This window comes from Sodalis sp. RH15 (assembly GCF_047324255.1).
Taxonomy (GTDB): Bacteria; Pseudomonadota; Gammaproteobacteria; order Enterobacterales; family Enterobacteriaceae; genus Acerihabitans; species Acerihabitans ligni.
The window spans coordinates 2,752,319-2,776,211 of record NZ_CP178738.1; the positions used below are offsets into that span (position 1 = coordinate 2,752,319).

The following is a 23,893-nucleotide window of genomic DNA, read 5'->3' on the forward strand; positions in this document are numbered from 1 at the left end:
TCGCCGGCGCCGGGCGGGATGCCGCGCCGCCCGGCCCGTCAGGCTTCGCAAATCCGGTTTCTGCCCAGCCGCTTGGCCTCATACAGCGCCGCATCCACCCTGACCACCAGTTTGGACGGCGTATCTACCTCGCTGAAGGGCAATCCGACATAAATGCCGATGCTTGCGCTGATACTGCCCACCGGGCTGCCCCGATGCTGGATTTCAAGTTGCCCTATCTTGTCCTGAATCCGTCCGGCCACCGCCAGGGCGCCGGTTTTGTCGGTTTCCGGCAGCAGGACGATAAATTCCTCGCCGCCGTAGCGGGCCGCCAGATCGCGCTGGCGCAGGGGCAGCGCGCGCAGGGTATTGCCAATGAGCCGCAGGCACTCGTCCCCGGCCACATGGCCGTAAATATCGTTATATTGCTTGAAAAAATCGATATCCAGCAAAATCAGCCCCAGCGGCCGGCGAAGTTCTATAGCACGGTTGAATTCATTTTTGAATACCAAATCGAAGTGGCGCCGGTTATACAGGCCGGTCAGCCCGTCGGAGCGCGCCAGCTTTTCCAGGGACCGGTTTAATTTACGCAGCTCCTGCTGCGCATGGATCAACTCCAGTTCAATCCGCATTCTGGCCCGTACCTGCCGCATTAGCAGCAGGCAGACAAGGGAAATCATCAGGACAAAAATCAGCGTCATGACGGCATGGCTGATGGCATCATGCCGCCAGTCGGCCAACGCCTGATCCATGGATACCCCGCTGGTGATAATGACCGGGAACTGTTTGAGATGCTCATAGCTGTAAACCATGGACTGAGGGTCGTTCGCCAGGGCGCTGTTGACGGTGCCGGATTGATTTTGACGGATATTATCTTTATACAGCGGTGAATCGGCGATGGTGGTGCCGATGGCTTTTTCATTGTAAGGATGGCGGTATAGCACGGTGCCGTTATTGAGCAGCATCATTAACGTGGAGTCGTCGCTGATAACGAATTTGGTATAGAAATTCCGGAAATGGCTGATCATCACGCTTTCAAGCAGCACGCCGGCGAAGCTGCCATCGGAATTATCAAGGCGGCGGGAGAGGGGTAATATCAGCTCTTGGGTCATGCGGCTGCGGATTACCTGGCCGATATGTATGGTCAAATCCGGATGATCGCGGTGATATCTAAAATAATCCCGGTCGGAAAAATCATTCACCGACGGTAAGTTATCCGCCGCCGTCACCAGCATACGGCCCCGGGCGTCATAGAGGGAAATGGCGTCTATTTGCTGCAAACCTTGGGTTTTTTCCTTGAAAAGCCGATGCAGAACGGGCCATTTGTCCGGGTCCATGCCCTGTTGATGGATCATTTCAGCCAGTTCTTCCAGGGTTGCCTCGGCCTGGACAAAGGTATCGCTGGCATGCTGGGTCAGCGCCTGGGTGAGATTGGCGGTATTGGTCTGGGAACGCGCCAGCGCCTGATGATAGGTGCGCCATAAATGCAAGCTGTTCAATACGATAAGCGCCAGGATAAGCAACACGGCGGAAGCGCCGAGCTGGAACAACAGGGTAAATCGCTGGTGACCGTAGACTGCGCTGTTACGGACTCTTTGCCGGGGGGAGCCGAAGGGTCTTGTTTTTCTCATGGGGTATCCACAGCATCTCGGGTCAGGCAGAAGGGCTGCCGCTAATGACATAATTTGACATGTTCATTAAGAGTATTTATGCATTGTCACACTTAGTCAAAGATTCAGCGGGATTTAATAGCGCAGGTCACTCCTTGGCACATATAAAGAAGGGTGAATATATCAAACTGACGAGTATTGAACGTTTATCCAAACGCCGAAAGCGGGGCAAAACCGATTCCCCCACCGGTATCAGCACCGGATCTGTCGCCGATTTAGGCGTATTGTCCATATTGGATATTATTTCTCTTGTGATGATGATTTCATACAAATCCTGATTATTTTTTCGCCGATAAGAGAAAAATTTTGTGCGATGTAAATTAAAGGTTTGCCCGTTATGAGCAAAAGTGCCGTTCAGGACGTAAAACCCTTCGCGGCGATTGGTAAAAAACATTTTAGCTTCGGCCGTGTAGCTAAAGCGGCCTTGCGGGGTATTGGCCCTGAACACCATCATGCCTGAACATTGAAACCCCGCGAAAGGATGACGATAATGATACAGATAAAACAGGCCGGAAAAAATTGTGACCAGACAACAGGCCGCCAGAATTCTTTTCATTGTGCGTCCCAATTATAAAAGTAAAAATTAAGGCAGCTTGCTATATTTCCCTGGGCATCCCGCTCACATTTAGCCATGAAATTACGCTGATTAATGCCGCTTCTTATTGTGGTATTAGTCACAATGTTATGGGAAAACAGGATGAAATGATGCGCTGTGCATTTCTCGATATTGCCCCTCATCACCTGCCGCAACTGTTCGAGCATGGACTCTTTATCCCGGGCCGGCACCGGCCGGAGGGTATAGATATCGCAAGAATCCACCTTATCCAGTAAAAACAGCGGCTGCCTATCCTGCCGGTTGAAATAGACATAGGCCATCAACAGGGTGGCGGCAAAGGCGATACCCAAGACGCCGTTGATAAAGATTTCTTTAGTTGACGAGGATTTTTCGGCGGTGAAAGCGTCGTCCGGCTGCCCGTCTTCTCTATCCTGAGGTTGGAGCAAAGACGCGGCGGGCGGCTGAGGTGGGTCTTCCTGCTGGGTTATCAGCAAGCGATCGTTAAGCTTCAGCCCGCGTTTGGGTAAGGTCACTATGGCCGTCGCATCCAAATGCAGGGATATGAGCGCTTTTCTCAGCAGGCTGATTTGCTGATTCAAATTGCCGTTTGAGGGCTGCATTCCGTATTTTACCCAGACGCTGTCAAATAACCATTCACGGGTTACCGTATTCCCTTCGCCGTGGGCGGCTATTAACGCTTCCAATACCCGGCCGGCGGTATTGGATAATTTAATTACAGATGCATTATTATTTAATAAGCCTAATTGATATCCCGCGGTGTCAAATAAAACTGAATGATTAATTAAATACTTCATAACAGGCTCCATAATGGACCGCTAAGCCGAACAATACATAGACCTGATTTGAAGACTATATACCCGTCATACTTTACGTTGCCAGGGTATATTGAGAGGCGGCGCCGAAAGTCATCAGTAATAAAATCTGTTAATTAAGTAGCGATCCAAGGCGATGGATAAAACGCGTCGGTTTATTTATCGACGATTATAATCGGCGTCGCGGAGAGAAAGAGTTATGTCGCGCCGAAAATCAACAAAAAACGTACGCCATTACAAAAAGCGCTACTGATCGGACTTGTTCAGCGTACACATGTACGCTAGGATAGCATTCCTCAAGTGACTACAATGATTATAGTTACTGAGGATTGCGTGTTAAACCCGCTGATAACCATCAGGAAAGTATGCAAAGAACCCATTTTGACCATATGGCTTGTCCCATAGCACAATCCCTGGAACGGATAGGCGAGTGGTGGAGCATGTTGATCGTGCGGGATGCCTTTCGCGGTTTGACCAGATTCGATGAATTCCAGCATAGCCTGGGGATATCCCCCACCATGCTGACCCGGCGGCTCAATACGCTGGTGCGAAACGATATTATGTTTAAGCAACCCTACCAGACGCGGCCAGTCCGCCATGAATATCTTCTGACCGAACGCGGATTGGCGCTGTTTCCGGTGCTGATTTCACTGCTGGACTGGGGTAACCGCTTGTTAGACGACGATCGGATCACTATCGTGCCGGTGCACCGCCACAGCGGCAAAGCGGTCACGCCGCAAGTGATTGACAGGCAGAGCGGCGAGCGGCTCACCTATCATAATGTCAATATTATCACCACCGCGCGTTGCGCCGGAACGGGCAACAAGCCGCAGCGTGACGCGCATCGGGAAATTTCCGCTCCTTACCAACATCAACAACCCTATAACAGGACAGGCAATGAATAAGCGTCGAGTAGTGATCACCGGCATGGGTGCCGTATCGCCGTTAGGCTGTGGCGTAGAAACCATCTGGTCGAGGTTGCTGGCCGGGCAATCGGGGATCGGGCCTTTGCCGGAAGAAATGGTCGCGCTGCTGCCGGTGAAAATAGGCGGCCAGGTGCCGACGTCGGAACAGGATCCCGAAGCGGGTTTGTATCCGGATCGGTACGTTCCGCCGAAAGATCAGAAAAAAATGGACCGGTTTATCCTCTTCGCCATGGCGGCGGCGGATGAAGCTCTCCGTCAGGCCGGCTGGACGGCCGATACCGATGAACGTCAGGAGCGTACCGCCACCATTATCGCCACCGGTATCGGCGGATTCCCCGCCATCGCCAATGCGGTGCGAACCTCGGATAACCGCGGGCCAGGGCGGCTCTCTCCCTTTACCGTTCCGTCGTTTCTGGCCAATCTGGCCGCCGGACATGTTTCCATCAAGCACCATTTCCGCGGACCTATCGGCGCGCCGGTCACCGCCTGCGCGGCCGGTGTGCAGGCTATCGGCGACGCGGTTCGCCTGATTGCCAATGATGAGGCGGATATCGCCCTGTGCGGCGGCGCCGAAGCGGCCATCGATACCGTAAGCCTGGGTGGATTCGCCGCCGCCAGGGCGGTTTCCACTCACTTTAACGACGCTCCGGCCGCCGCTTCCCGTCCTTTTGACCGGGATCGCGACGGTTTTGTCATGGGCGAAGGGGCGGGTCTGCTGGTGGTGGAAGCCCTTGACCATGCCCTGGCCCGTGGCGCCACGCCTCTGGCGGAAATAGTGGGTTATGGCACCACCGCGGACGCCTATCATATGACCTCCGGCGCGGAAGACGGCGACGGCGCTTACCGGGCAATGAAAATCGCCCTCAAGCAGGCCGGCGTCTCGCCCCAGCAGGTGAGGCATTTAAATGCCCATGCCACCTCGACTCCGGTGGGGGATTTGGGCGAAATCAACGCCATAAAACATCTATTCGGTTTGGGGTCGGCACTGGCCGTCACCGCCACCAAATCGGCAACCGGCCATTTGCTCGGCGCCGCCGGCGGCCTTGAGGCCATTTTTACCGTTCTGGCCTTGCGCGATCAAATCGTTCCGGCCACCCTTAACCTGGAGAATCCGGACCCGGCCACCGAAGGTTTGCATCTGGTGCGCAAAGAGGCGGAGCCTTATGAAATGACCTACGCCTTATCCAATGGCTTCGGTTTTGGCGGCGTCAACGCCAGCATCCTGCTGAAAAAATGGTCGTGATATCAGCTTTTCCCAGGGCGCTCCTGGCTTGGCGGCGATAATACCGCCCGCAATCAAGCGTAATCCGAATTGATGTAAATCAGGGGCGGGGGGGATGGCTGTTGTACCCCCCGCCTTATCGTTATATATTCAGGCATATATCGTTTAAACAGCCACCCCCATCTTATGAACACGCCCCGTTTCGCCCGACCATTCTGTCTGCACATCCTGTTGTGTTTTTCGTTTCTTGCCGCCAGTTTCAGCGCCGTGGCGGATCGTGTCCTTACCGATCAGCTCGGACGCCAGGTGACCCTGCCCGATCGGGTGACGCGAGTGGTGGTGCTACAGCATCAAACCCTGAATCTGCTGGTGCAGTTGCACGCCGCCGATGATGTGGTGGGAATATTGTCCAGCTGGAAAAAACAGCTGGGCCCGGACTTCGTGCGTTTTGCTCCAAGGCTGGCCTCTTTGCCTATGCCGGGGGATTTGACGCAGGTGAATATCGAAAGTCTGCTGGCGGAACATCCGCAGGTGGTCTTCGTCGCCAACTATGCGCCGCCGGAAATGATCAAGCAGATTGAATCCGCCGGCATCCCGGTGGTGGCCGTCTCGCTGCGCAAGGATCGTCCCGGCGAACAGGACAAGCTGAATCCCGCCATGGCGGACGAAGAGCAGGCCTATAACGAGGGCCTGAAAGAGGGCATCCGTCTGGTGGCTGCGGTGGTTAACCGGCAGCCGCAGGGGGAGGCGATGATTGATTATGCCTTCCGCGCCCGCGAGGAAGTAGCCGGCCGGCTCAAGGATGTGCCCGCCGATAAGCGGGTGCGGGTGTATATGGCGAATCCGGATCTCACCACCTATGGCTCGGGAAAATACACCGGTCTGATGATGCAGCATGCCGGCGCGCTGAACGTGGCGGCGGCTACGGTAAAGGGTTTCAAACAGGTTTCCATGGAACAGGTATTGGCCTGGAACCCCCAGGTGATTTTTGTGCAGGATCGCTATCCGGAAGTGGTACGGCAAATCAACCGCGATCCGGCCTGGCAGTCTGTAGACGCCGTGAAACAGCACCGGGTATTCCTGATGCCGGAATATGCCAAGGCCTGGGGCTATCCCATGCCGGAAGCGTTGGCCATCGGTGAGCTGTGGATGGCCAAGCAGCTCTATCCGCAACGGTTCGCCGATGTGGATATGAACCGCCGGGCCGACGACTATTATCAGCGCTTTTACCGCATCCGCTGGTCGCCGCGCCAGGTGGACGATGCCGCCCGCTAACGGCCATGGCGCGGGGGTACAACCGGTACTGGCGGCCCTCACGCTCGTCATCGCCTTTCTCTCGCTGGGCATGGGGCAATACGCGCTTTCTCCGCTGCAGGTTCTAAGTGAACTGGCGTCGCCGTTTCATCACCATCAGGTGGCCGGCCAGATCATCTGGATGGTGCGCATGCCGCGTATCCTGACCGCCTGCCTGGCGGGCGGGGCGCTGGCGCTCTGCGGGGCCGCCCTGCAGGGCATTTTCCATAATCCGCTGGTGGATCCGCATATTATCGGCGTCAGCGCCGGCGCCGCGTTCGGCGGGACGCTGGCCATCCTGTTCGGACTGACGCCGCTGGCGTTGCTGGGGTCGGCGTTTGTATTCGGTTTATTGGCGCTGGGATCGGTATATGTGATTGCCGCCACCCTGGGGCGGGATAATCTGCTGATGCTGATTCTGGCGGGGATTATCCTGAGCGGTTTTTTTTCGGCATTGGTCAGTCTGCTGCAATACCTGGCCGACACGGAAGAAAAACTGCCCAGCATCGTGTTCTGGCTGCTGGGGAGCTTCGCCACCGCCGATTGGCATAAGGTGCTGATGCTGGCGGTACCGGTGCTGCCGGCGGGTTTACTGCTGCATCGCCTGCGCTGGCGGGTGAATATTCTGTCCCTGGGGGACAGGGACGCCGCTTCTTTGGGCATGTCTGTTGCCAATCTCCGCCGCGGGGTGCTATTGCTGTGCGCGGTGCTGGTGGCGGCGCAGGTATCGGTGAGCGGCAGCATCGGCTGGATCGGCCTGGTTATTCCCCATCTGGCCCGCCTGCTGGCGGGGGCGGATCATCGCCGTTTGTTGCCTACCGCTTTCTGGCTGGGGGCCGGCTTTATGATCCTGGTGGACGATGCGGCGCGAACCCTGAGCCAGGCTGAAATCCCCCTGGGCATCATCACCGCCCTTATCGGCGCGCCGCTGTTTGCCTGCCTGCTGGTACGGGATAATCGCCGGAGGCATCAATGACGGAGATTACCCTTGCTACCCGGCAACTGCTGTACGGCCACGGCGAGGCGCTGTGTGATCCGCTTGATTTCGCCTGCGCCGCCGGTGAGGTTTGCGCGGTGCTGGGGGCGAACGGCCGGGGGAAAACTTCTTTGCTACAGACCCTTATCGGCACGCTGCCGGCCCTGAGCGGAACGGTGCATTGCACCGGCGGCATCGGCTTTGTGCCGCAGGAGTTCACCTCGGCCTTCGCCTACCGGGTATTTGATATCGTGCTGATGGGGCGGGCGGCCCAGGTGGGGTTGTTGAGAATGCCGGACCGGCGGGACGATAGCATCGTCCGTGAGGCGCTGGAAGCCCTCCATATCGCTCCCCTGGCCGATCGGCCGTTTCACTCCCTTTCCGGCGGCCAGCGGCAACTGGTGCTGATGGCCCGGGCGCTGGCGACCCAAGGCCGCCTGCTGGTGCTGGATGAACCCGCTTCGGCCCTGGATCTTTTCAATCAGCAGGCGGTGCTGCAACTGATTCGCCGCCTCGCCAGGGAGCAGGGAATAAGCGTTCTGTTCACCACCCATGACCCGTCCCATGCCGCCCTGGCGGCGGATAACACCCTGCTGCTGCTGCCGCAAAGGCAATGGCTGTTCGGCGCCACCGGCGAGGTGCTCGGCGAGGAGAATCTGCAGCAAGCCTACGGCGTGACGGTAAAACAGATCAACGTCACCCACCAGGGCCGGGATTATTCCCTTCTGGCGCCGTTGTTTGATGTGCCCAAGCGGTAGCGGCGTTAACCTCGGGATTCAACTCTGGGATAACAGGCATAAAACCCGCCGCCAGCAGCTGCTTTTGTCCCGCCGGAGAAAGGATATATGCCGCCAGCGGTTCGGCGGCGGCGGTACCCACCCCCAGGGAGTAAAGCGCCCGCACGTTGAATTGCGCCGGGATCTCCACCACCCGCAGCAACGGATCTTGCCCAAGCAGCCGGGCGTAGTGGGCGTAACCGATAAAGATATCCGCTTTGCCTTGATGAATCAGCCAGCCGGCGGCAATGGCGCCGGCCGGCAGCGGGGGAGAATCGGCGCCGCCCACCAGTTGCCTGGCCCGCGCTTTAAGCACCCCGGCGCAGGGCGGCAGCAGCGGGGCGATATTATCGAACAGTTGCCAGGCATAATCTCCCGACGGATCGCAGCCGGGGGTGGACATGCCGATAATCAGAATGGGATTGCCCAGCAGCGCCAGCCAGTCCGCCCCCAGTGTCGCCGGCGTATTGCGCACCGTCAGACACAGCCGATTGGCGATAAAGGGCTGCACCCGCAATATCCGGCCCGCCGCCAGCAGCCGCTGCGGATGGGCGGTATTGGCGGAAGCGAAGAGATCGCAGGGCGCTCCCGCCTCGATGCGCTGGCGCAGCAGGCCGGCGGGGCCGTATTCCGCCTGTACCCGCTGCCCGGTTAAACGGGTATATTCCGCCAGTAAAGGCGTTAGCGCCGTGCGCAGACTGCCGGCGGCCAAAACGGTTAAACAGGTCAAGACGCGCTCCGGTAACGTTCCTCGAGGGTTAACAAAATAGTATCAAATCCGCGCATGCAAGAAAGGCTTCCGGTGACGATCCGCTATTGGAAACGGGTAATTTCTTATAGCCGGACACATTCTTATTCAGACTATGCCTTGCTTCAAAGTTTGACTTTACGCACAGTTTATACTGTTCGGGCGCAACATCGTTACATTCCTGTACAAGTTCTGATAAGCCACAAGGAATCCTACAATGGATGAACAACTCAAACAGAGTGCTTTAGATTTTCATCAATTCCCACAACCAGGGAAAATACGGATTACCCCGACTAAACCGTTGGCTACCCAACGCGATCTGGCGCTGGCCTATTCACCGGGCGTTGCCGCCCCTTGCCTTGAAATCGCCGCCGATCCCCTTGCCTCCTATAAATACACCGCCCGGGGCAACCTAGTAGCGGTGATTTCCAACGGCACCGCGGTGCTGGGACTGGGCAACATCGGCGCGCTGGCCGGCAAACCGGTGATGGAAGGCAAAGGCGTCTTGTTTAAAAAATTTTCCGGCATTGATGTGTTCGATATCGAGGTGGATGAATCAGAACCCGATAAACTCATCGATATCATTGCCGCGCTGGAGCCCACCTTCGGCGGTATCAACCTTGAAGATATCAAAGCGCCCGAATGTTTTTACATTGAGAAGAAACTTCGTGAACGCATGAAAATCCCGGTATTCCACGACGATCAGCACGGTACGGCCATTATCTGTACCGCCGCGGTGATGAACGGTTTACGGGTGGTGGAAAAATCCATCAGCGACGTGCGCCTGGTGGTTTCCGGCGCCGGCGCCGCCTCCATTGCCTGTCTCAACCTGCTGGTGGCGCTGGGCCTGAAGCTGCACAATATCATCGTCTGCGATTCCCGCGGCGTGATCTATAAGGGCCGGGAAACGGACATGGCGGAAACCAAAGCCGCCTATGCCATCGAAGACAACGGCATGCGCACCCTGGCGGACGCCATTCACGGCGCCGATATTTTCCTCGGCTGTTCCGGTCCCGGCGTGTTGACCCAGGACATGGTGAAAACCATGGGCACCAAACCCCTGATCCTGGCTCTGGCCAATCCGGAACCGGAAATATTGCCGCCGCTGGCCAAAGCGGTGCGGCCTGATGCCATTATCTGTACCGGCCGCTCCGACTATCCCAACCAGGTCAATAACGTCCTGTGCTTCCCGTTTATCTTCCGCGGCGCGCTGGATGTGGGCGCCACCACCATTAACGAAGAGATGAAGCTCGCCTGCGTGCACGCCATTGCCGACCTGGCGATGGCCGAACAAAGCGACGTGGTGGCCTCGGCCTATGCCGATCAGGATTTGACCTTCGGCCCGGAATACCTTATTCCTACGCCCTTCGATCCCCGGCTGATTATAAAAATCGCCCCGGCGGTAGCGAGGGCGGCGATGGATTCCGGCGTAGCCACCCGGCCCATTGAAGATTTCGATGCCTATGTGGAGAAACTCACGGAGTTTGTCTACAAAACCAACCTGTTTATGCGGCCTATCTTCTCCCAGGCGCGCAAACAGCCGAAACGGGTCGTGATGGCCGAGGGCGAAGACGAACGCGTCCTGCATGCCACGCAGGAACTGGTCACCCTGGGACTGGCCACACCTATTCTTATCGGCCGTCCGAGCGTTATCGAGATGCGGCTGAAAAAACTGGGGCTGCATATTACCGCCGGTAAAGATTTCACCGTGGTCAATAACGAGTCCGATCCTCGCTTCAAAGAGTACTGGGGCGAATATTACCAGATCATGAAACGGCGGGGCGTTTCTCCTGAACAGGCGCAGCGCGCGTTAATCGGCAACCCGTCCCTTATCGCCGCCATCATGGTGAAACGCGGCGAAGCGGATGCCATGATTTGCGGTACCGTCGGCAGCTATCATGAACATTACAACGTGGTGGAATCGGTGTTCGGCTTCCGCGAGGGCGTCCACGTCGCCGCGGCGATGAACGCCTTGCTGCTGCCCAGCGGCAATACCTTCCTCACCGATACCTATGTGAATGACGATCCGACGCCGGAGCAACTGGCGGAAATCACCCTGATGGCGGCGGAAACGGTGAGGCGTTTCGGTATTGAACCCAAGGTCGCGCTGTTATCCCATTCCAGCTTCGGCAGCTCCAATGCCCCCGCGGCATGCAAGATGCGTAAAACCCTTGAGCTGGTGCGGGAAAGAGCGCCGGAGCTGGAAATAGACGGGGAAATGCACGGCGACGCGGCGCTGGTGGAAAGCATTCGCCATGAGCTGATGCCCGACAGTCCGCTGAAAGGCTCGGCGAATCTCCTCATCATGCCGAATATGGAAGCCGCGCGCATCAGCTACAATCTGCTGCGCGTCTCCTCCTCGGAAGGCGTGACGGTGGGGCCGGTCCTGATGGGCGTGGCAAAACCGGTGCATATCCTTACGCCGGTGGCTTCGGTGCGGCGCATCGTGAATATGGTGGCGCTGGCGGTGGTGGAAGCCCAGACCGAGCTGCTGTAAACCGGCGTCGCCACCGGCGGTTCGGGCGCGTTACCTGCCCGGACCGTCCGGTGCCCGCGCGGGGCTCGCGGGTAAAGGCGCTCCGATGAGTTTGTCCTATCTCAAATGCTGTAGTGATAAGCCATCACTGCAGCGCACTTTAATGACAATCCCAATGACCCCACCGCCGACGCCGGTTTTAGCGCCGCTTTAAACCCTGCTATGACTGGCATCGTTATTTCCAAAACATAGACATACGCTAATATAAATAAATGGGTCGCAATAGCATGGTCCTTGATTATCGAATCCAGGCCGAATAGCCAAGCCATATTACTATATATTGAAATTAAATTATTAAAAATGACTAAACTATTATGGTATTGGTTTGAGAATAAAAGCGCAGCGTTGCTTATATTATAATATATTCTTACGCATTGTTTTTAAAAGTTTATTAACGTTGAGACGTGACGGCATCTTGCTCTTTCATATATTGCGTACCAGATCGCAAATATGGAATATGGCTAAAGCCGCATATAAAACAATGTGACATAATTCCTCAGACAATAGCGTATTTATTTCCCAGCCGGCCCACCGTCCCGATATAGATATCCTTAAGGATCAACCATGAGCTTAAATAGAAATAGCCACTCTAGCGGGTTGTCCGCCGTTTCGGCATATTGCGGCAATAGAATAAAAGGCCCTTGGTTAATCCTGCTGGGGATACTCTGTTTCTTTTCATATATCGCCTTGGCGGATGAAGGCGATTTCATCATGCCCGGGGAAGCCACGCCGCCGCCGGTCAATCACGAGGTGACCTTATTTCAGAATGTCCGCATCTTTGACGGTAAGAATGCCGACCTTTCCGACCCTTCATACGTGCTGGTGAAGGATGGCGTCATCACGCGCATCTCCACCGACCCCATTGACGCGGACGGCGCCGACAATGCCCGGATTATTGCCGGCGACGGACGCGTGCTGATGCCGGGCCTTATCGATGCGCACTGGCATGCGTTCATGGCGGCGACGCCGCAGATGATGCTGATGACCGCCAGTCCGGACTACCTGCAGCTGCGGGCGGCGCGGGAGGCGAGCGATACCTTGATGCGCGGGTTTACCACGGTGCGCGATCTCGGCGGCCCGGTATTCGGCCTCAAGCGCGCCATTGATGAAGGGATGATTGACGGCCCGCGCATCTACCCGTCCGGAGCCTTTATTTCACAAACGTCCGGCCATGGCGACTTTCGGTTCGCGTTTGAATTGCCGCGCCAGCCGGGCGGCCCGCTGAGTTTTTCAGAGCGTGAAGGCATCGCCGCCATTGCCGACAGCGCGGACGAAGTGCGCCTGCGGGCCAGGGAGCAACTGCGGCAGGGCGCCAGCCAGATCAAGCTGATGGGCGGCGGGGGCGTGGCCTCGCAGTATAATCCCCTTGAATCGGTACAATTCTCCGTGCCGGAAATCCGCGCGGCGGTGGAAGCCGCCAACGGCTGGGGCACCTATGTGACGGTACACGCCTATACGCCGGCGGCCATTCGCCAGGCGGTGGAAGCCGGCGCCAAATGCATCGAGCACGGTCAGTTGATGGACGACGCCACCGCCAAAATGCTGGCGGATAAAGGCATCTGGCTGAGCACCCAGCCGCTGCTCGATGACGAGGACGCCTCACCGCTGCCAACCGCCCTGTCCCGGCAAAAGGCCCAGCAGGTCTTTGCCGGCACTGACAACGCCTATATGCTGGCCATCAAATACCATATCAAGACGGCTTTCGGCACCGATTCGCTGTTCGACCCGCGGGTGGCCGGCCGCCAAGGGGCGATACTGGCTAAATTGGTACGCTGGTATACCCCGGCGGGGGTATTGAAGATGGCCACCGGCGACAACGGCGAACTCATGGCATTATCGGGAAATATCAACCCCTATCCCGGCCGGCTCGGCACGGTAGAGCAAGGCTCGCTGGCGGACCTGCTGCTGGTGGACGGCAATCCTCTGGATAATATCAAGCTTATCGAAGACCCCGGCAAAAACTTTGTCGTCATTATGAAGAACGGCCATATCTATAAAGATACGTTGCCGAAATAACAATGCAGGGTTCACCCGCCGGCGTCGCAGCGACAAATCTGCCGGAAGCAGATTTGAACGCCGCTGGCAGCGGCCCCGAAGGGGCGAGGCTCATGGATGAGCCGAGTATTACCAACGCACCGGCAACTTGAAGTATGGCGGGCATATTTATTCGCGGAAATCCCCATGCCCCAGCAGGCGGGAAATATGCTTATAGAGATGCAGCACCGAATAATCCCGCCGGGGGCTGACCCACACCGATGAATTGGCGGCCACGATGCCCAGGATCCCCGGCAGATTCTGCAAATCCAGCACCTTGGCGATGGCGCGGGCATAACCGGCAATGGTCAAAATCAACACGAAATGGGTGTTATGCTCCACGCCCAGCACCATGGAAGACAAAGGGTTCTCGATGGCCGGCCTGGCCTGGTGGCGCTGGTCGAGGGTATACACCTTGATGCCCTTGGCGTTGCGTACCTTGGTTACCCCCAGGCTTTTCAGTAAACGCGATACGCTGGATTGCCCGATACGGGTGTAGCCGGCCCGGATCATCTCACGGCGGATTTCATCTTGGGACGCGTAGTTATTACTGCTGATCAATTGATGGCAGAGGTCAAGTTTTCGCTGTTCTTTCGCAGCTGAATCGGTGGATTTTTTTATCATGGATAGCCAGCCTGCACTGGAGGTTGAATGAGAAATCCATTGTTTAATCAATCTGCTGGGTAAGCAAATCAGCGAACCGATTTGCCTACCGGCTTAACATTTACGTCACGGTTCGGCGCGTCAGGAAACCAGCTGGATTTGCCCCTGGGCAATCATGACCAGGGTGAGGATCGCCAACAGCACCAGCAGCACCGCAATGACGATTTCAAACGGTTTAAACAGCAGCGGCGCGCCAAGGCTGCTTTTATGCCAGGCATACACCGCGATGCCCGGTACGAACAGCAGCGAGGAAAGCATCATTTGGCCACCGGCGGCATAACACAGCCAGATGCCGTAAAGCGTACCGATCAAGGCCAGGATGATATCGCCGCCGCGGGGTTCCCCGTCCTGGTAGCGCTCTCCCCGCCAGGCCAGCTTCAGTCCATAAGCGGCGCTGAATACATAAGGCGGCAGGATGGCGGCGGTGGCGATGGAAAACAGGGCCTGATAGCCGGCGCTGTAAAACAGGGTCAGCAGCAAAAACAGCTGGATCAGTGCGTTGGTGACCCACAATGCCGTTTCCGGCGAGTTATGGACGCCGGTTTTGCCGAAGAACCGCGGGAACATACCGTCTTTGGCGGCGACGTAGGGCAGTTCAGCGGCAAACAGCGTCCAGGCCAGCAGGGCGCCAGCCACCGACAAAATGACCCCCGCGGCGACAAACTTCGCCCCCCAGGCGCCGACAATATGCTCCAGCACGCCGGCCATGGACGGATTTTTCAGTTGTCCCAGCGCGGCCTGTTCCAGCACCCCCATCGACAGCAGGCTCACCAGCAGATAAATGGCCAGGCAACCCAATAGCCCCAATACCGTTGCCTTGCCGATATCGTTACGCCGCGCCGCGCGGGTGGACACCACGGTGGCCCCTTCGATGCCGATAAATACCCAGGTGGTCACCAGCATGGTGCTTTTCACCTGTTCGAACAGCGCCGGGTGCTGATTGTCCACCTGGATAAGCCGACCCCAGAAATCGCTGCTGAACACATCGAGGCGGAAGGCCACTACCGCTGCGCAGATAAAGACCATCAGCACCAGGACTTTCACCACCGTCAGGATAGTATTGATCAGCGCGGCTTCCTGTACGCCTTTCAGCACCAGGGTATGCACCAGCCACAACATAGCCGAGGCGCCCAGGATGGATTGCCAGTTATTGCCCAGCCCGAACACCGGGAAAAAGAAGCTTAGCGCGCTGAACATCAATACCGCATAGGAGACATTGCCGAGCCAGGCGGAAAACCAGTATCCCCACGCGGCCTGAAATCCGATGAAATCGCCGAAACCGGCGCGGGCGTAGCTGTATATACCGCCCTCCAGATCGGGCCGGCGGCGGTTCAGTAATTGAAAAATAAGCGCCAGGCAAATCATGCCCACCGCCGTAACGCCCCAGCCGATAAGCAGGGCGCCGGTGGAGGCGGAGTAGGCCATATTCTGCGGCAGGCTGAATACCCCGCCGCCGATCATGGAGCCGATAACCAGCGCCACCAGCGCGCTCAGGCCGAGCTTTTTCTCAGATATATTTTCAGATGCGCTCAGGCCGTGTTTGTTATCAGAAGTATGTTCAGACATATAAACCTCCCGGGACGCCCAAGGTGGCCACCATCACCGCCTTGATGGTGTGCATGCGATTTTCCGCCTCATCGAACACAATGGAATGGCGGGATTCAAACACTTCATCGGAAACTTCCAGCCCTTTGAGCCCGTAGGTCTGCTCAATTTCGCGGCCGATAACCGTCTGCTCGTCATGGAAGGCCGGCAGGCAGTGCATAAATTTCACCTGCGGATTGCCGGTAGCGGCGACAACCGCCATATTCACCTGATAAGGCGTCATCAACGCCACCCGTTCGGCCCAGGTGTTTTTGGGTTCGCCCATGGAAACCCAAACGTCGGTATAGAGAAAATCCACCCCGGCCACGCCCTCGTCGATATGTTCGGTCAGCGTGATGGCCGCACCGGTATCCTTGGCGACGGCGCGGCACTGCGCCACCAGCGCTTCCCGCGGCTGGAAGCTTTTGGGCGATACCAGGCGGATATCCATGCCCATCTTCGCCGCGCCCACCATCAGGGAATTGCCCATGTTGTTGCGGGCATCGCCCAAATAGGCGAATTTGATCTGGTTCAGCGCCTTGCCGCCGGCGTGCTCCTGCATGGTCATCAGGTCCGCCAGGATTTGCGTCGGATGGAACTCATCCGTCAGCCCGTTCCACACCGGTACGCCGGCGTAGCGCGCCAGCTCTTCCACAATCTGCTGTCCGTAGCCGCGGTATTCTATGGCGTCATACATCTTTCCCAGGACCCGTGCGGTGTCTTTCATCGATTCCTTGATGCCGATTTGCGAACCGGTGGGCCCGAGATAGGTGACCTGCGCGCCCTGATCGAAGGCCGCCACTTCAAAGGCGCAGCGGGTACGGGTGGAGGTTTTTTCGAAAATCAGCGCAATGTTTTTGCCCTGGAGATGCCGTGGTTCGTCGCCGGCGTATTTGGCTTTTTTAAGGTTCGCCGCCAGGGCGAGCAGATACCGGATCTCCTCCGGGCTGTAGTCCAGCAGTTTGAGAAAATGCCGATGATATAAATTGACGCACATATTTTTCTTCCTTAAATAAATATCAGGCGGCGCAGCGGCCGCCGGTGGGGATTAATGCAAGGTAATCAGCGTGCCGGTTTCGCCGCGCATAATGGCGACGCCCTGTTCCATGGCGCCGATGCCGGCCGTGCCGCCGGTAGCGGTGACAAACTCGCAAACCGCCTGGATCTTCGGCCCCATGGAGCCCGCGGCAAAATGCATGGCCGACAGCTCCAGGGGCGTGCTGTGGCGCAGCGCGGTCTGGCGTGGCGTGCCCCAGTCGCGGTAAACGGCGTCGGCGTCGGTGAGGATCAGCAGCGCGTCGGCGTTGATCTGGCGCGCTAGCAGCGCCGCCGACAGATCTTTATCAATCACCGCTTCGATGCCCCGCATGCCTTCAGCGCTGCGTACCACCGGAATGCCGCCGCCGCCGTTGCATATCACCAGATGCCCCTTGGCCGTCAGGGCGTGAATCGCCTCGCGCTCGATAATCTGTACCGGCCGGGGCGAGGGCACCACGCGGCGCAGGGCATTGCCGTCCGCTTTCATGGTCCAGCCGCGCGCGGCCTGCAGCGCGCCGGCCTGCGAAGCGGTATAAACCGGGCCGATGAACTTGCTGGGATTGAGGAAGGCGGCATCTTGCGGGTCTACCTCCACTTGGGTCAGCAGGGCGCTGATGGGCATATCCGGCAGGGCGTTTTTCAGCGCTTGCAGCAGCATGTAGCCGATCATGCCCTGGGACTCGGCGCCCAGTATGTCCAAGGGGTAGGGTGTCACCTCGGTAAAGGCGCTGTTTTGCAGCGCCAGTAGTCCCACCTGGGGGCCGTTGCCGTGAACCAGGATCACCTGCCACTCCCCGGTCAGGGCGGCGAGGGTTTCGGCGGCGGCGGCCACGTTGCGTCGCTGAGTTTGTGCTTCCAGCGGCTCGCCGCGTCTCAACAAGGCATTGCCCCCCAGCGCCACCACCAGGGTCGGTTTAGTCATCTTCATCTGTTTTGTCCTTAGGCGATCAAAGTCCGTCACGCTGCAGCGGGCAGCTCATGCAGCGGGCTCCGCCCCGGCCGCGGCCCAGCTCGTCGCCGGGAATGGTCAGCACGGTAATGCCGGCTTTGTCATATTTCTCGTTGGTATAGGTGTTGCGTTCATAACCGATGACCACGCCGGGCCGCACCGTCAATACGTTGTTGGCATCGTTCCACTGCTCGCGCTCCGCTTCGAACGCATCGCCGCCGGTGGTGATAAGCTCGATAGGGTCCACCTGCAGCACCTGTTCCAAGGCCCGTAAAAATAGCGGCTCTTCGGTCATCTTCAATCCGCCCCGGCCGTCGGGGATAAGGTTCCAATAGCCCTGTTCGGCCTTGATGACTTCGGGATAAACCGAGAATTTATTCATATCCAGGTGAGTCATAACCGTATCCAGGTGCATACATGAGCGGTGTTTGGGTAATTGCAGCGCCATAACCCGGTCGGCCTGATGATGTTTAAATAAGGAACGGGCCAGCAGTTCGACGCCCTGTGGCGTGGTGCGTTCGGATAAACCGATTAATACCGCTCCCCGACCAATGACCAATACATCACCGCCTTCAAGAGTGGCATTATCATAATTAATCCTTTCGTCATCGAAATATCTATAAAAGGATTGCCGGGCAAATAAAGGATGCCAGCGATAAATGGCGCGCAAATTATTACTTTCCCGTCTCCGGGCCTCTTTAGCCATAGGGTTGATTGAGACGCCGTTATATATCCAGCAGGATGTGTCTCGTGTAAATAAATGATTCGGTAATGGCTTGATAATAAAATCAGTCGGGCTATGGCTATTTACCACCATATTGGTAAAGCCGGTGGGCACCTCCTGGTAGCTCAATCCGCCGGTAAGAATCCGCGCCAGTTCCCGGTCGGGCAGGGTACGCAGCCAATGCTGTATTTCCAGGGCAAACGACGGTCCCAGGCGGAAATCCGACACCTGAGTGGTCAATAGCCACTCTTTGGCTTCGTCGATAGCCAGCGTCTGAGCCAGCATATCGGTTAATAATAATACCTCCACGTCTTCCTTTCGCAGGATGTCGGAAAAAATATCATGCTCTTTTCCCGCGCGCTCAACAGACAGGACATCGTCAAATAATAATTCCTGGCAGTTGGATGGGGTTAAATGTTTCAGGCTTAAATTTGGTCGGTGCAGCAGAACACGACGGAGTCGTCCTATTTCAGAACCCACATAATGACTTTGCATGGTTAGTACCGCCTCTCACAGAATTAACAGGGGCAAAAAGAGCGTAGGGTATCCCGCTCTCAAATAATCAATATTTGAAAGGGGAAATAATTAAGTACCGCCTACTTCATTGCGATGGCGGCCATATTAACCAGGCGGCTTAATTCGAAAGTGATCCGGATCACGCTTAATTTATTATTTGCCGTGCTGTGTTAGTTAATTGATGGCAATCATTATTTAGGTATTTGGTATTATTCATGAACTGAATTTTTATGTGGTTTTATTGACTGGAGTTCCTTCATCGGCGGATTTGATATCCATGACAGTCATGGCTTATTTTTTATAATACATTGAATGTTATGCATTTATTTGTTTTTCACGCAGGAACATTAACATTTTATGCGTCGCGGTGGTTTTTATATTTTACCGGGGGGAACGTCAGGCTGGAAAACTATGCTGAATGGGGAGATTTTAACCGTGATGATGAATTGTGAACCTAAGCGCAGTTAAATTAATATCCATACATTAACAAGACATTAGGCGAACCTAAAGGTAACTGTAGTTGCTGTTTTGGCGTTTTGGGTGCATAAAAATCCAGCCAGGATCGTAACGCTCCGGCAATAACCGGAATAATTAATCACGGGCCGGCAAAGGGTGGCTACGAAGGGGTGTGGCGTCGGTATAGCCGGCGCGGATGGCCGATTTTGCCGTAGCGCATTTCAACGCTGAGGAAATCAATTTCCACGCAGTATTCCAGATAGCGGCGGGCGGTGGTTTTACTCAGCCCGGTCTGGCTGACGATATCGTCAACGGAATGCAGGCTGTCTTGACCGGCGATAAAAATTTGCCGGATCAGATTGAGGGTATTTTCTTCTATGCCCTTGCTGCCGGTATCCTGGCTGAATGTTTTGGATTGCAGCTGATAAAGGATATCGACGTTTTGCTGGTCTACCACTTTGAAGGCCCGCTGGGTCCGGGCAAACTGAATAAACCGTTCCAGCGAATGGCTCAGCCGCTTCCAGGAGATGGGTTTAAGAATATAGTCGAACGCACCGCAGCGGATAGCCTGGCTACAGGTATTCATATCGCTGGCGGCGGTAATGAAAATCACCGAACATTCCAGTCCGCGCATAAGTTCGCTGTCGATTAATGAGATCCCCTCACCGTCCGGCAGGTAATTATCCAGCAGGATCAGCCGGGGCCGCTTTTGACGGAGCTGTTCCCGCGCGTCCTTCAAGGTGCGCGCAACGCCCACCAGACGAAGCTGTGCATGGCCGTCGATAAAATCAGCGTGCATTTGCGCCAGTTGGTTTTCATCTTCCACCACCAGCACGTCAAAAATTTCAGGCTGTATCATCAGATTCATCCGGATTAATGAGGTCGGGTAACATTGCACGACTTTCCATCGGAATAAAAATGGAAAAAACCGTACCGTAAGGTTGATTGGCGGACACCTCAATGGTTCCGCCGCAATGATTCACATAATTTGCCACCAGGTGCAGGCCAAGCCCATGATCGCCGCTGGGTTTGGTGGTGATGCCCACGTCGAAAATCCGTTCCCGCATCCCCTGGGGGATACCGATGCCCTGATCGGCTATTTCGATCACCACATCACGGGCGCTACCGACAATATAGGCCTCTATGGGATAGCGCTCCCCCTTACGCAACAGGGTTGCCTCAACGGCGTTATCCAGCAGGTTGCCGATAATCGACATCAGCTCGGTTTCGCGCAGGCCGGATGGCAGTTGCGCCAGGCCGCAGGCCGGATCAAATAACAACTTCACGTTTTTTTCACGCGCCCCGGCATACTTGCCCAGCAATAAGCCGCACAATGCCGGCGAGCAAAAACGCGCCGAGACGAAATCAAGTATTTCCTGGGCGCTTTCCGATTGCGCTTCAATATACCGTATTGCTTCATCATAGCGTTTCATATGCAATAACCCGGCCAGGGCGGCGGTCCAGTTCAACTGCTCATGACGCAAAATACGTAAATTATCCGCATAGCGCTTCACCTGGCTTAATTGAACATTGAGACTGTTTATTTCATGCTGATCGCGAAAACTGATTACCCAGCCCTGCAACTTATCCTCCAGCAAAATCCGCACGCGGCTGGCGATGACCGTAACCTGATTGAAAAGGCAGATTTCGTCATGGGTATCGCTGGCCAGCATGGTTTTTTCCTGCAGGAAAGGGATGGGTTTAATCACCGATGACAGGCGTTTGCCGCGCAGTTCTCTTGAGGATGCATGCAGGGAGAGTATCGATTTGGCCGCTTGATTGATCTCGGCAACGCGGTATTCTTTATCGATGGCAATCACGCCTTCAAAAATGGATTCCAACAGCGCTTTTTGCTGGCGGACCAATAGGCCTATTTCTCTTGGCTCCAGTGAAAACATCTGTTTCTTCATCGTATTGGCAAACCACCAGGAAAACACAAATAATGCCACCAGCAACATTAACGCCATCACGAGAATATTAATTAATTTCCCGGTGCTGAGCATATCGATACGAGTTTTCAAATAGCCGATAGAAACAATGCCAATAATATGATGTTGCCCATCGAATATGGGCGCCTTACTGCGCAAGGAGATACCTAAACCGCCGCGCCGCACGGAAATGCTGTCTTTACCTTGCAATACCTCTGTATTGTCTCCACCGATCATCGACTTGCCAATGCTGCCGGGATAACCCGAATGATATAAATGCATACCGTGCTCATCGCCGATAACGATATAACTGGCATCGCTGCGCTTTGCCAATTTTCCCACCAGGGCGGCAATGGCGTCGGTATCCTTGATTTCAACCGCATCAATCAGTGTGGGGATCATGGCGATTTCCCGCGATTGGACCTGAGCGCGAGCGCCGAGTTCAGCATAAAGCTGCTTATCCAAGTCGTAGTAATAATATATGCCTATCAGCAATAGCAATAATGAAAAGAAAAGGATCAGGCTGATAAATAACTTAATATGGAAAGAAACTTTTATACACATAATAAATCATAGCCATTAGGCAAACGCGGTAATCTTATCATGATTAAAATCAGGTGTAAGGGCGCTAAATCTAAAGTGTGATCTCAACCACAACCGTTGGGGGATATTACCGCTAAATGTCGGCCGAGTGTTAAAAACTCAGTCTACATATCTCCCACCTTTCATTAACAAGCTATTTTTTTTGAGGAATAAAAACCATTAAAACCATAAAAACCATTGAAATCATATAACCCATAAAAATTCTATTAAGATAAATTGCGCCGCTGCCATGACCATGAAATAATAAAATCCATTAAAATCTTTAAGACCTTTAAAATAGCGGTTTAAATTTGAATTCAATCACATAAATAACGTCAGCCGTTTTTTAGTATTCCAGCACTTATTTTACTTACCCTAAATAATTCGAGCTGCAGGAAAACCAACGCATCTGCAGCTTGGAGTATGGCGGGTATAAGGGGGCTGATTATGAGCACGACAGAAGACAGTTATATTGCTACAGCTGAACCGGCAACGGTGAAAGAAATTTCTGTCAAGGAAAAATGGTGGCATATCCTTGATAGCTGGAAAATCGGTATTATTCCACTGCCGCTATTTTTATTGGCCGGCATTCTCATCGGTATTGATTGCCTGAGCGGGAAATTACCCAACGATATCGTGGTGATGGTAGCGACCCTGGCGTTTTTTGGCTTCGCCTGTGGTGAAATCGGCAAGCGCCTGCCGGTGGTGGGTAAAATGGGCGCGGCGGCTATTTGCGCCACATTTATTCCTTCAGCAATGGTGCATTACGGTTTGTTACCCGAGGTGGTGGTGACGGCCACCACCAGTTTTTATAAATCGACGAACATTCTATATCTCTATATCTGCTGCATTATCGTCGGCAGCATCATGAGCATGGACCGGCGCACCCTGATTCAAGGTTTTTTGCGCATCTTTTTCCCGATGCTGTGCGGCGAGGCGGCCGGCATGCTGGTGGGTATGGCCGTTGGACTGGCCCTTGGCCTGCCGCCGTTTCAGATCTTCTTCTTTCTTATTTTGCCGATTATGGCCGGCGGCGTGGGTGAGGGCGCAATACCGCTCTCCATCGGTTACGCCGCATTGCTGCATATGGAACAGGGCGTGGTGCTGGGACGGATATTGCCGGTGGTGATGCTCGGCGGATTAACCGCCATTATCATTGCCGGCTGCCTGAACCGGCTGGGTAAACGCTATCCCCATTTGACCGGCGAAGGCAAGCTGATGCCGGCCAATCAGTCGGGCCAGGACCAGCCGGCCGCTGCCCTTACCGGCACGTTTAGCGGTAAAACCGATGTGACCGCTATTGCCGCCGGGGCGCTGCTGGCGGTGCTGCTCTATATGCTGGGCATGCTGGGGTATAAATTGATCGGCCTGCCGGCCCCGGTGGGCATGCTGTTTATCGCGGTGTTGATCAAACTGGCCCACGGCGTTTCTCCCCGCATGCTGGAAGGCTCCCAGGTGGTGTATAAATTTTTCCAGACCTCGGTGACCTACCCGATTCTGTTTGCCGTCGGCGTCGCCATTACCCCCTGGCAGGAGCTGGTGAATGCATTCACCCTCTCCAATTTGCTGGTGATCGTCAGCACCGTCTGCACCCTGGTGGGTACCGGCTATCTGGTGGGTAAAAAAATCGGTATGCATCCCATCGACGTGGCCATCGTGTCCTGTTGCCAAAGCGGCCAGGGCGGCACCGGCGACGTGGCTATCCTCACCGCCGGCAACCGGATGGAGCTTATGCCGTTTGCCCAAATCGCGACCCGCATCGGCGGGGCGATAAACGTCTCGGTCGCCTTGCTGGTCTTGGGCAACTTCTTACTTTGATATCCGGCCACGCTGCGACCCGGCTGTGCATGCCGGACGAGGGTGATTTACCGGCTAATACCGGCCGGGCCATCGGGTTGAGAAGA

Annotated in this window: 20 protein-coding genes; 9 read left to right on the top strand and 11 right to left on the bottom strand. The window is 55.6% G+C overall.

Annotation, left to right across the window (positions count from 1 at the left end; genetic code table 11):
- Positions 1–38: 38 nt before the first annotated feature.
- Positions 39–1,610 carry a diguanylate cyclase gene (locus tag ACL2XO_RS12715; RefSeq protein ID WP_413742866.1) on the bottom strand — a complete coding sequence of 524 codons (1,572 nt, stop codon included), beginning with the start codon at positions 1,608–1,610 and terminating at the stop codon, positions 39–41.
- A gap of 127 nt (positions 1,611–1,737) precedes the next feature.
- The gene (locus ACL2XO_RS12720) at positions 1,738–2,043 is read right to left on the bottom strand and encodes a FidL-like protein (protein WP_413742867.1); all 306 of its coding nucleotides are present in this window, start codon (positions 2,041–2,043) and stop codon (positions 1,738–1,740) included.
- Here ACL2XO_RS12720 and ACL2XO_RS12725 point away from each other — a divergent pair.
- On the top strand, positions 1,987–2,109 hold the full coding sequence (locus tag ACL2XO_RS12725; protein ID WP_413743118.1) for a hypothetical protein: 123 nt from the start codon (positions 1,987–1,989) through the stop codon (positions 2,107–2,109). The genes ACL2XO_RS12720 and ACL2XO_RS12725 overlap by 57 nt on opposite strands.
- A 92-nt stretch (positions 2,110–2,201) precedes the next feature.
- Here ACL2XO_RS12725 and ACL2XO_RS12730 read toward each other — a convergent pair whose 3' ends face one another.
- On the bottom strand, positions 2,202–3,020 hold the full coding sequence (locus tag ACL2XO_RS12730; protein WP_413742868.1) for a winged helix-turn-helix domain-containing protein: 819 nt from the start codon (positions 3,018–3,020) through the stop codon (positions 2,202–2,204).
- 383 nt (positions 3,021–3,403) lie between these two features.
- On the opposite strand from ACL2XO_RS12730, the gene ACL2XO_RS12735 reads away from it, so the two are divergent.
- The 5 genes from ACL2XO_RS12735 (at position 3,404) to ACL2XO_RS12755 (ending at position 8,213) form a co-directional block, all read left to right on the top strand.
- Positions 3,404–3,943 (top strand): winged helix-turn-helix transcriptional regulator, encoded by a 540-nt coding sequence (locus ACL2XO_RS12735; protein WP_413742869.1) that lies wholly within the window; start codon positions 3,404–3,406, stop codon positions 3,941–3,943.
- Positions 3,936–5,207, top strand: coding sequence for a beta-ketoacyl-ACP synthase II (gene fabF / locus ACL2XO_RS12740; RefSeq protein ID WP_132921985.1), 1,272 nt, complete (start codon positions 3,936–3,938; stop codon positions 5,205–5,207). The genes ACL2XO_RS12735 and fabF overlap by 8 nt, the downstream gene beginning before the upstream one ends.
- Before the next feature lie 165 nt (positions 5,208–5,372).
- Positions 5,373–6,461: an ABC transporter substrate-binding protein gene (locus ACL2XO_RS12745; RefSeq protein WP_413724191.1), complete on the top strand. Its 1,089-nt coding sequence runs from the start codon at positions 5,373–5,375 to the stop codon at positions 6,459–6,461.
- The gene (locus tag ACL2XO_RS12750; RefSeq protein ID WP_132921983.1) at positions 6,448–7,455 is read left to right on the top strand and encodes a FecCD family ABC transporter permease; all 1,008 of its coding nucleotides are present in this window, start codon (positions 6,448–6,450) and stop codon (positions 7,453–7,455) included. Before ACL2XO_RS12745 ends, ACL2XO_RS12750 begins: the two co-directional genes overlap by 14 nt.
- Complete coding sequence (locus ACL2XO_RS12755; RefSeq protein WP_413742870.1) at positions 7,452–8,213, top strand: ABC transporter ATP-binding protein; 762 nt, start codon at positions 7,452–7,454, stop codon at positions 8,211–8,213. The genes ACL2XO_RS12750 and ACL2XO_RS12755 overlap by 4 nt, the downstream gene beginning before the upstream one ends.
- Here the strand turns inward: ACL2XO_RS12755 and ACL2XO_RS12760 are convergent.
- Positions 8,152–8,961: a substrate-binding domain-containing protein gene (locus tag ACL2XO_RS12760; RefSeq protein WP_132921981.1), complete on the bottom strand. Its 810-nt coding sequence runs from the start codon at positions 8,959–8,961 to the stop codon at positions 8,152–8,154. The two genes, ACL2XO_RS12755 and ACL2XO_RS12760, sit on opposite strands and share 62 nt — an antisense overlap.
- 235 nt (positions 8,962–9,196) lie before the next feature.
- Here ACL2XO_RS12760 and maeB point away from each other — a divergent pair, with 235 nt between their 5' ends.
- Together maeB and ACL2XO_RS12770 are read left to right on the top strand one after the other, a co-directional pair.
- A complete protein-coding gene (maeB, locus tag ACL2XO_RS12765; RefSeq protein WP_132921980.1) occupies positions 9,197–11,476 on the top strand; it encodes an NADP-dependent oxaloacetate-decarboxylating malate dehydrogenase in 2,280 nt (759 codons plus the stop codon).
- Between the two features lie 603 nt (positions 11,477–12,079).
- Entirely contained in the window at positions 12,080–13,531 is a 1,452-nt protein-coding gene (locus ACL2XO_RS12770; protein ID WP_413742871.1) for an amidohydrolase family protein, read from the top strand.
- 147 nt (positions 13,532–13,678) lie between these two features.
- Here the strand turns inward: ACL2XO_RS12770 and ACL2XO_RS12775 are convergent, their stop codons facing one another.
- From ACL2XO_RS12775 to ACL2XO_RS12805, 7 genes are all read right to left on the bottom strand, one after another.
- Complete coding sequence (locus ACL2XO_RS12775; RefSeq protein WP_413742872.1) at positions 13,679–14,173, bottom strand: arginine repressor; 495 nt, start codon at positions 14,171–14,173, stop codon at positions 13,679–13,681.
- Positions 14,174–14,293: 120 nt separating this feature from the next.
- Entirely contained in the window at positions 14,294–15,778 is a 1,485-nt protein-coding gene (locus ACL2XO_RS12780; RefSeq protein ID WP_413742873.1) for a basic amino acid/polyamine antiporter, read from the bottom strand.
- The gene (gene argF, locus ACL2XO_RS12785; protein ID WP_132921978.1) at positions 15,771–16,793 is read right to left on the bottom strand and encodes an ornithine carbamoyltransferase; all 1,023 of its coding nucleotides are present in this window, start codon (positions 16,791–16,793) and stop codon (positions 15,771–15,773) included. The genes ACL2XO_RS12780 and argF overlap by 8 nt, the downstream gene beginning before the upstream one ends.
- 51 nt (positions 16,794–16,844) lie before the next feature.
- Complete coding sequence (locus ACL2XO_RS12790; RefSeq protein WP_243701562.1) at positions 16,845–17,756, bottom strand: carbamate kinase; 912 nt, start codon at positions 17,754–17,756, stop codon at positions 16,845–16,847.
- Positions 17,757–17,781: 25 nt separating this feature from the next.
- The gene (gene arcA, locus ACL2XO_RS12795) at positions 17,782–19,002 is read right to left on the bottom strand and encodes an arginine deiminase (protein WP_413724196.1); all 1,221 of its coding nucleotides are present in this window, start codon (positions 19,000–19,002) and stop codon (positions 17,782–17,784) included.
- Between the two features lie 637 nt (positions 19,003–19,639).
- A complete protein-coding gene (locus tag ACL2XO_RS12800; RefSeq protein WP_413742874.1) occupies positions 19,640–20,338 on the bottom strand; it encodes a response regulator in 699 nt (232 codons plus the stop codon).
- Positions 20,325–21,971, bottom strand: a complete 1,647-nt coding sequence (locus ACL2XO_RS12805; RefSeq protein ID WP_413742875.1) for an ATP-binding protein — start codon at positions 21,969–21,971, stop codon at positions 20,325–20,327. The genes ACL2XO_RS12800 and ACL2XO_RS12805 overlap by 14 nt, the downstream gene beginning before the upstream one ends.
- A 465-nt stretch (positions 21,972–22,436) precedes the next feature.
- Between ACL2XO_RS12805 and ACL2XO_RS12810 the strand changes: the two genes are divergently transcribed.
- Complete coding sequence (locus ACL2XO_RS12810; RefSeq protein WP_413724198.1) at positions 22,437–23,807, top strand: 2-hydroxycarboxylate transporter family protein; 1,371 nt, start codon at positions 22,437–22,439, stop codon at positions 23,805–23,807.
- Positions 23,808–23,893 lie beyond the last annotated feature (86 nt).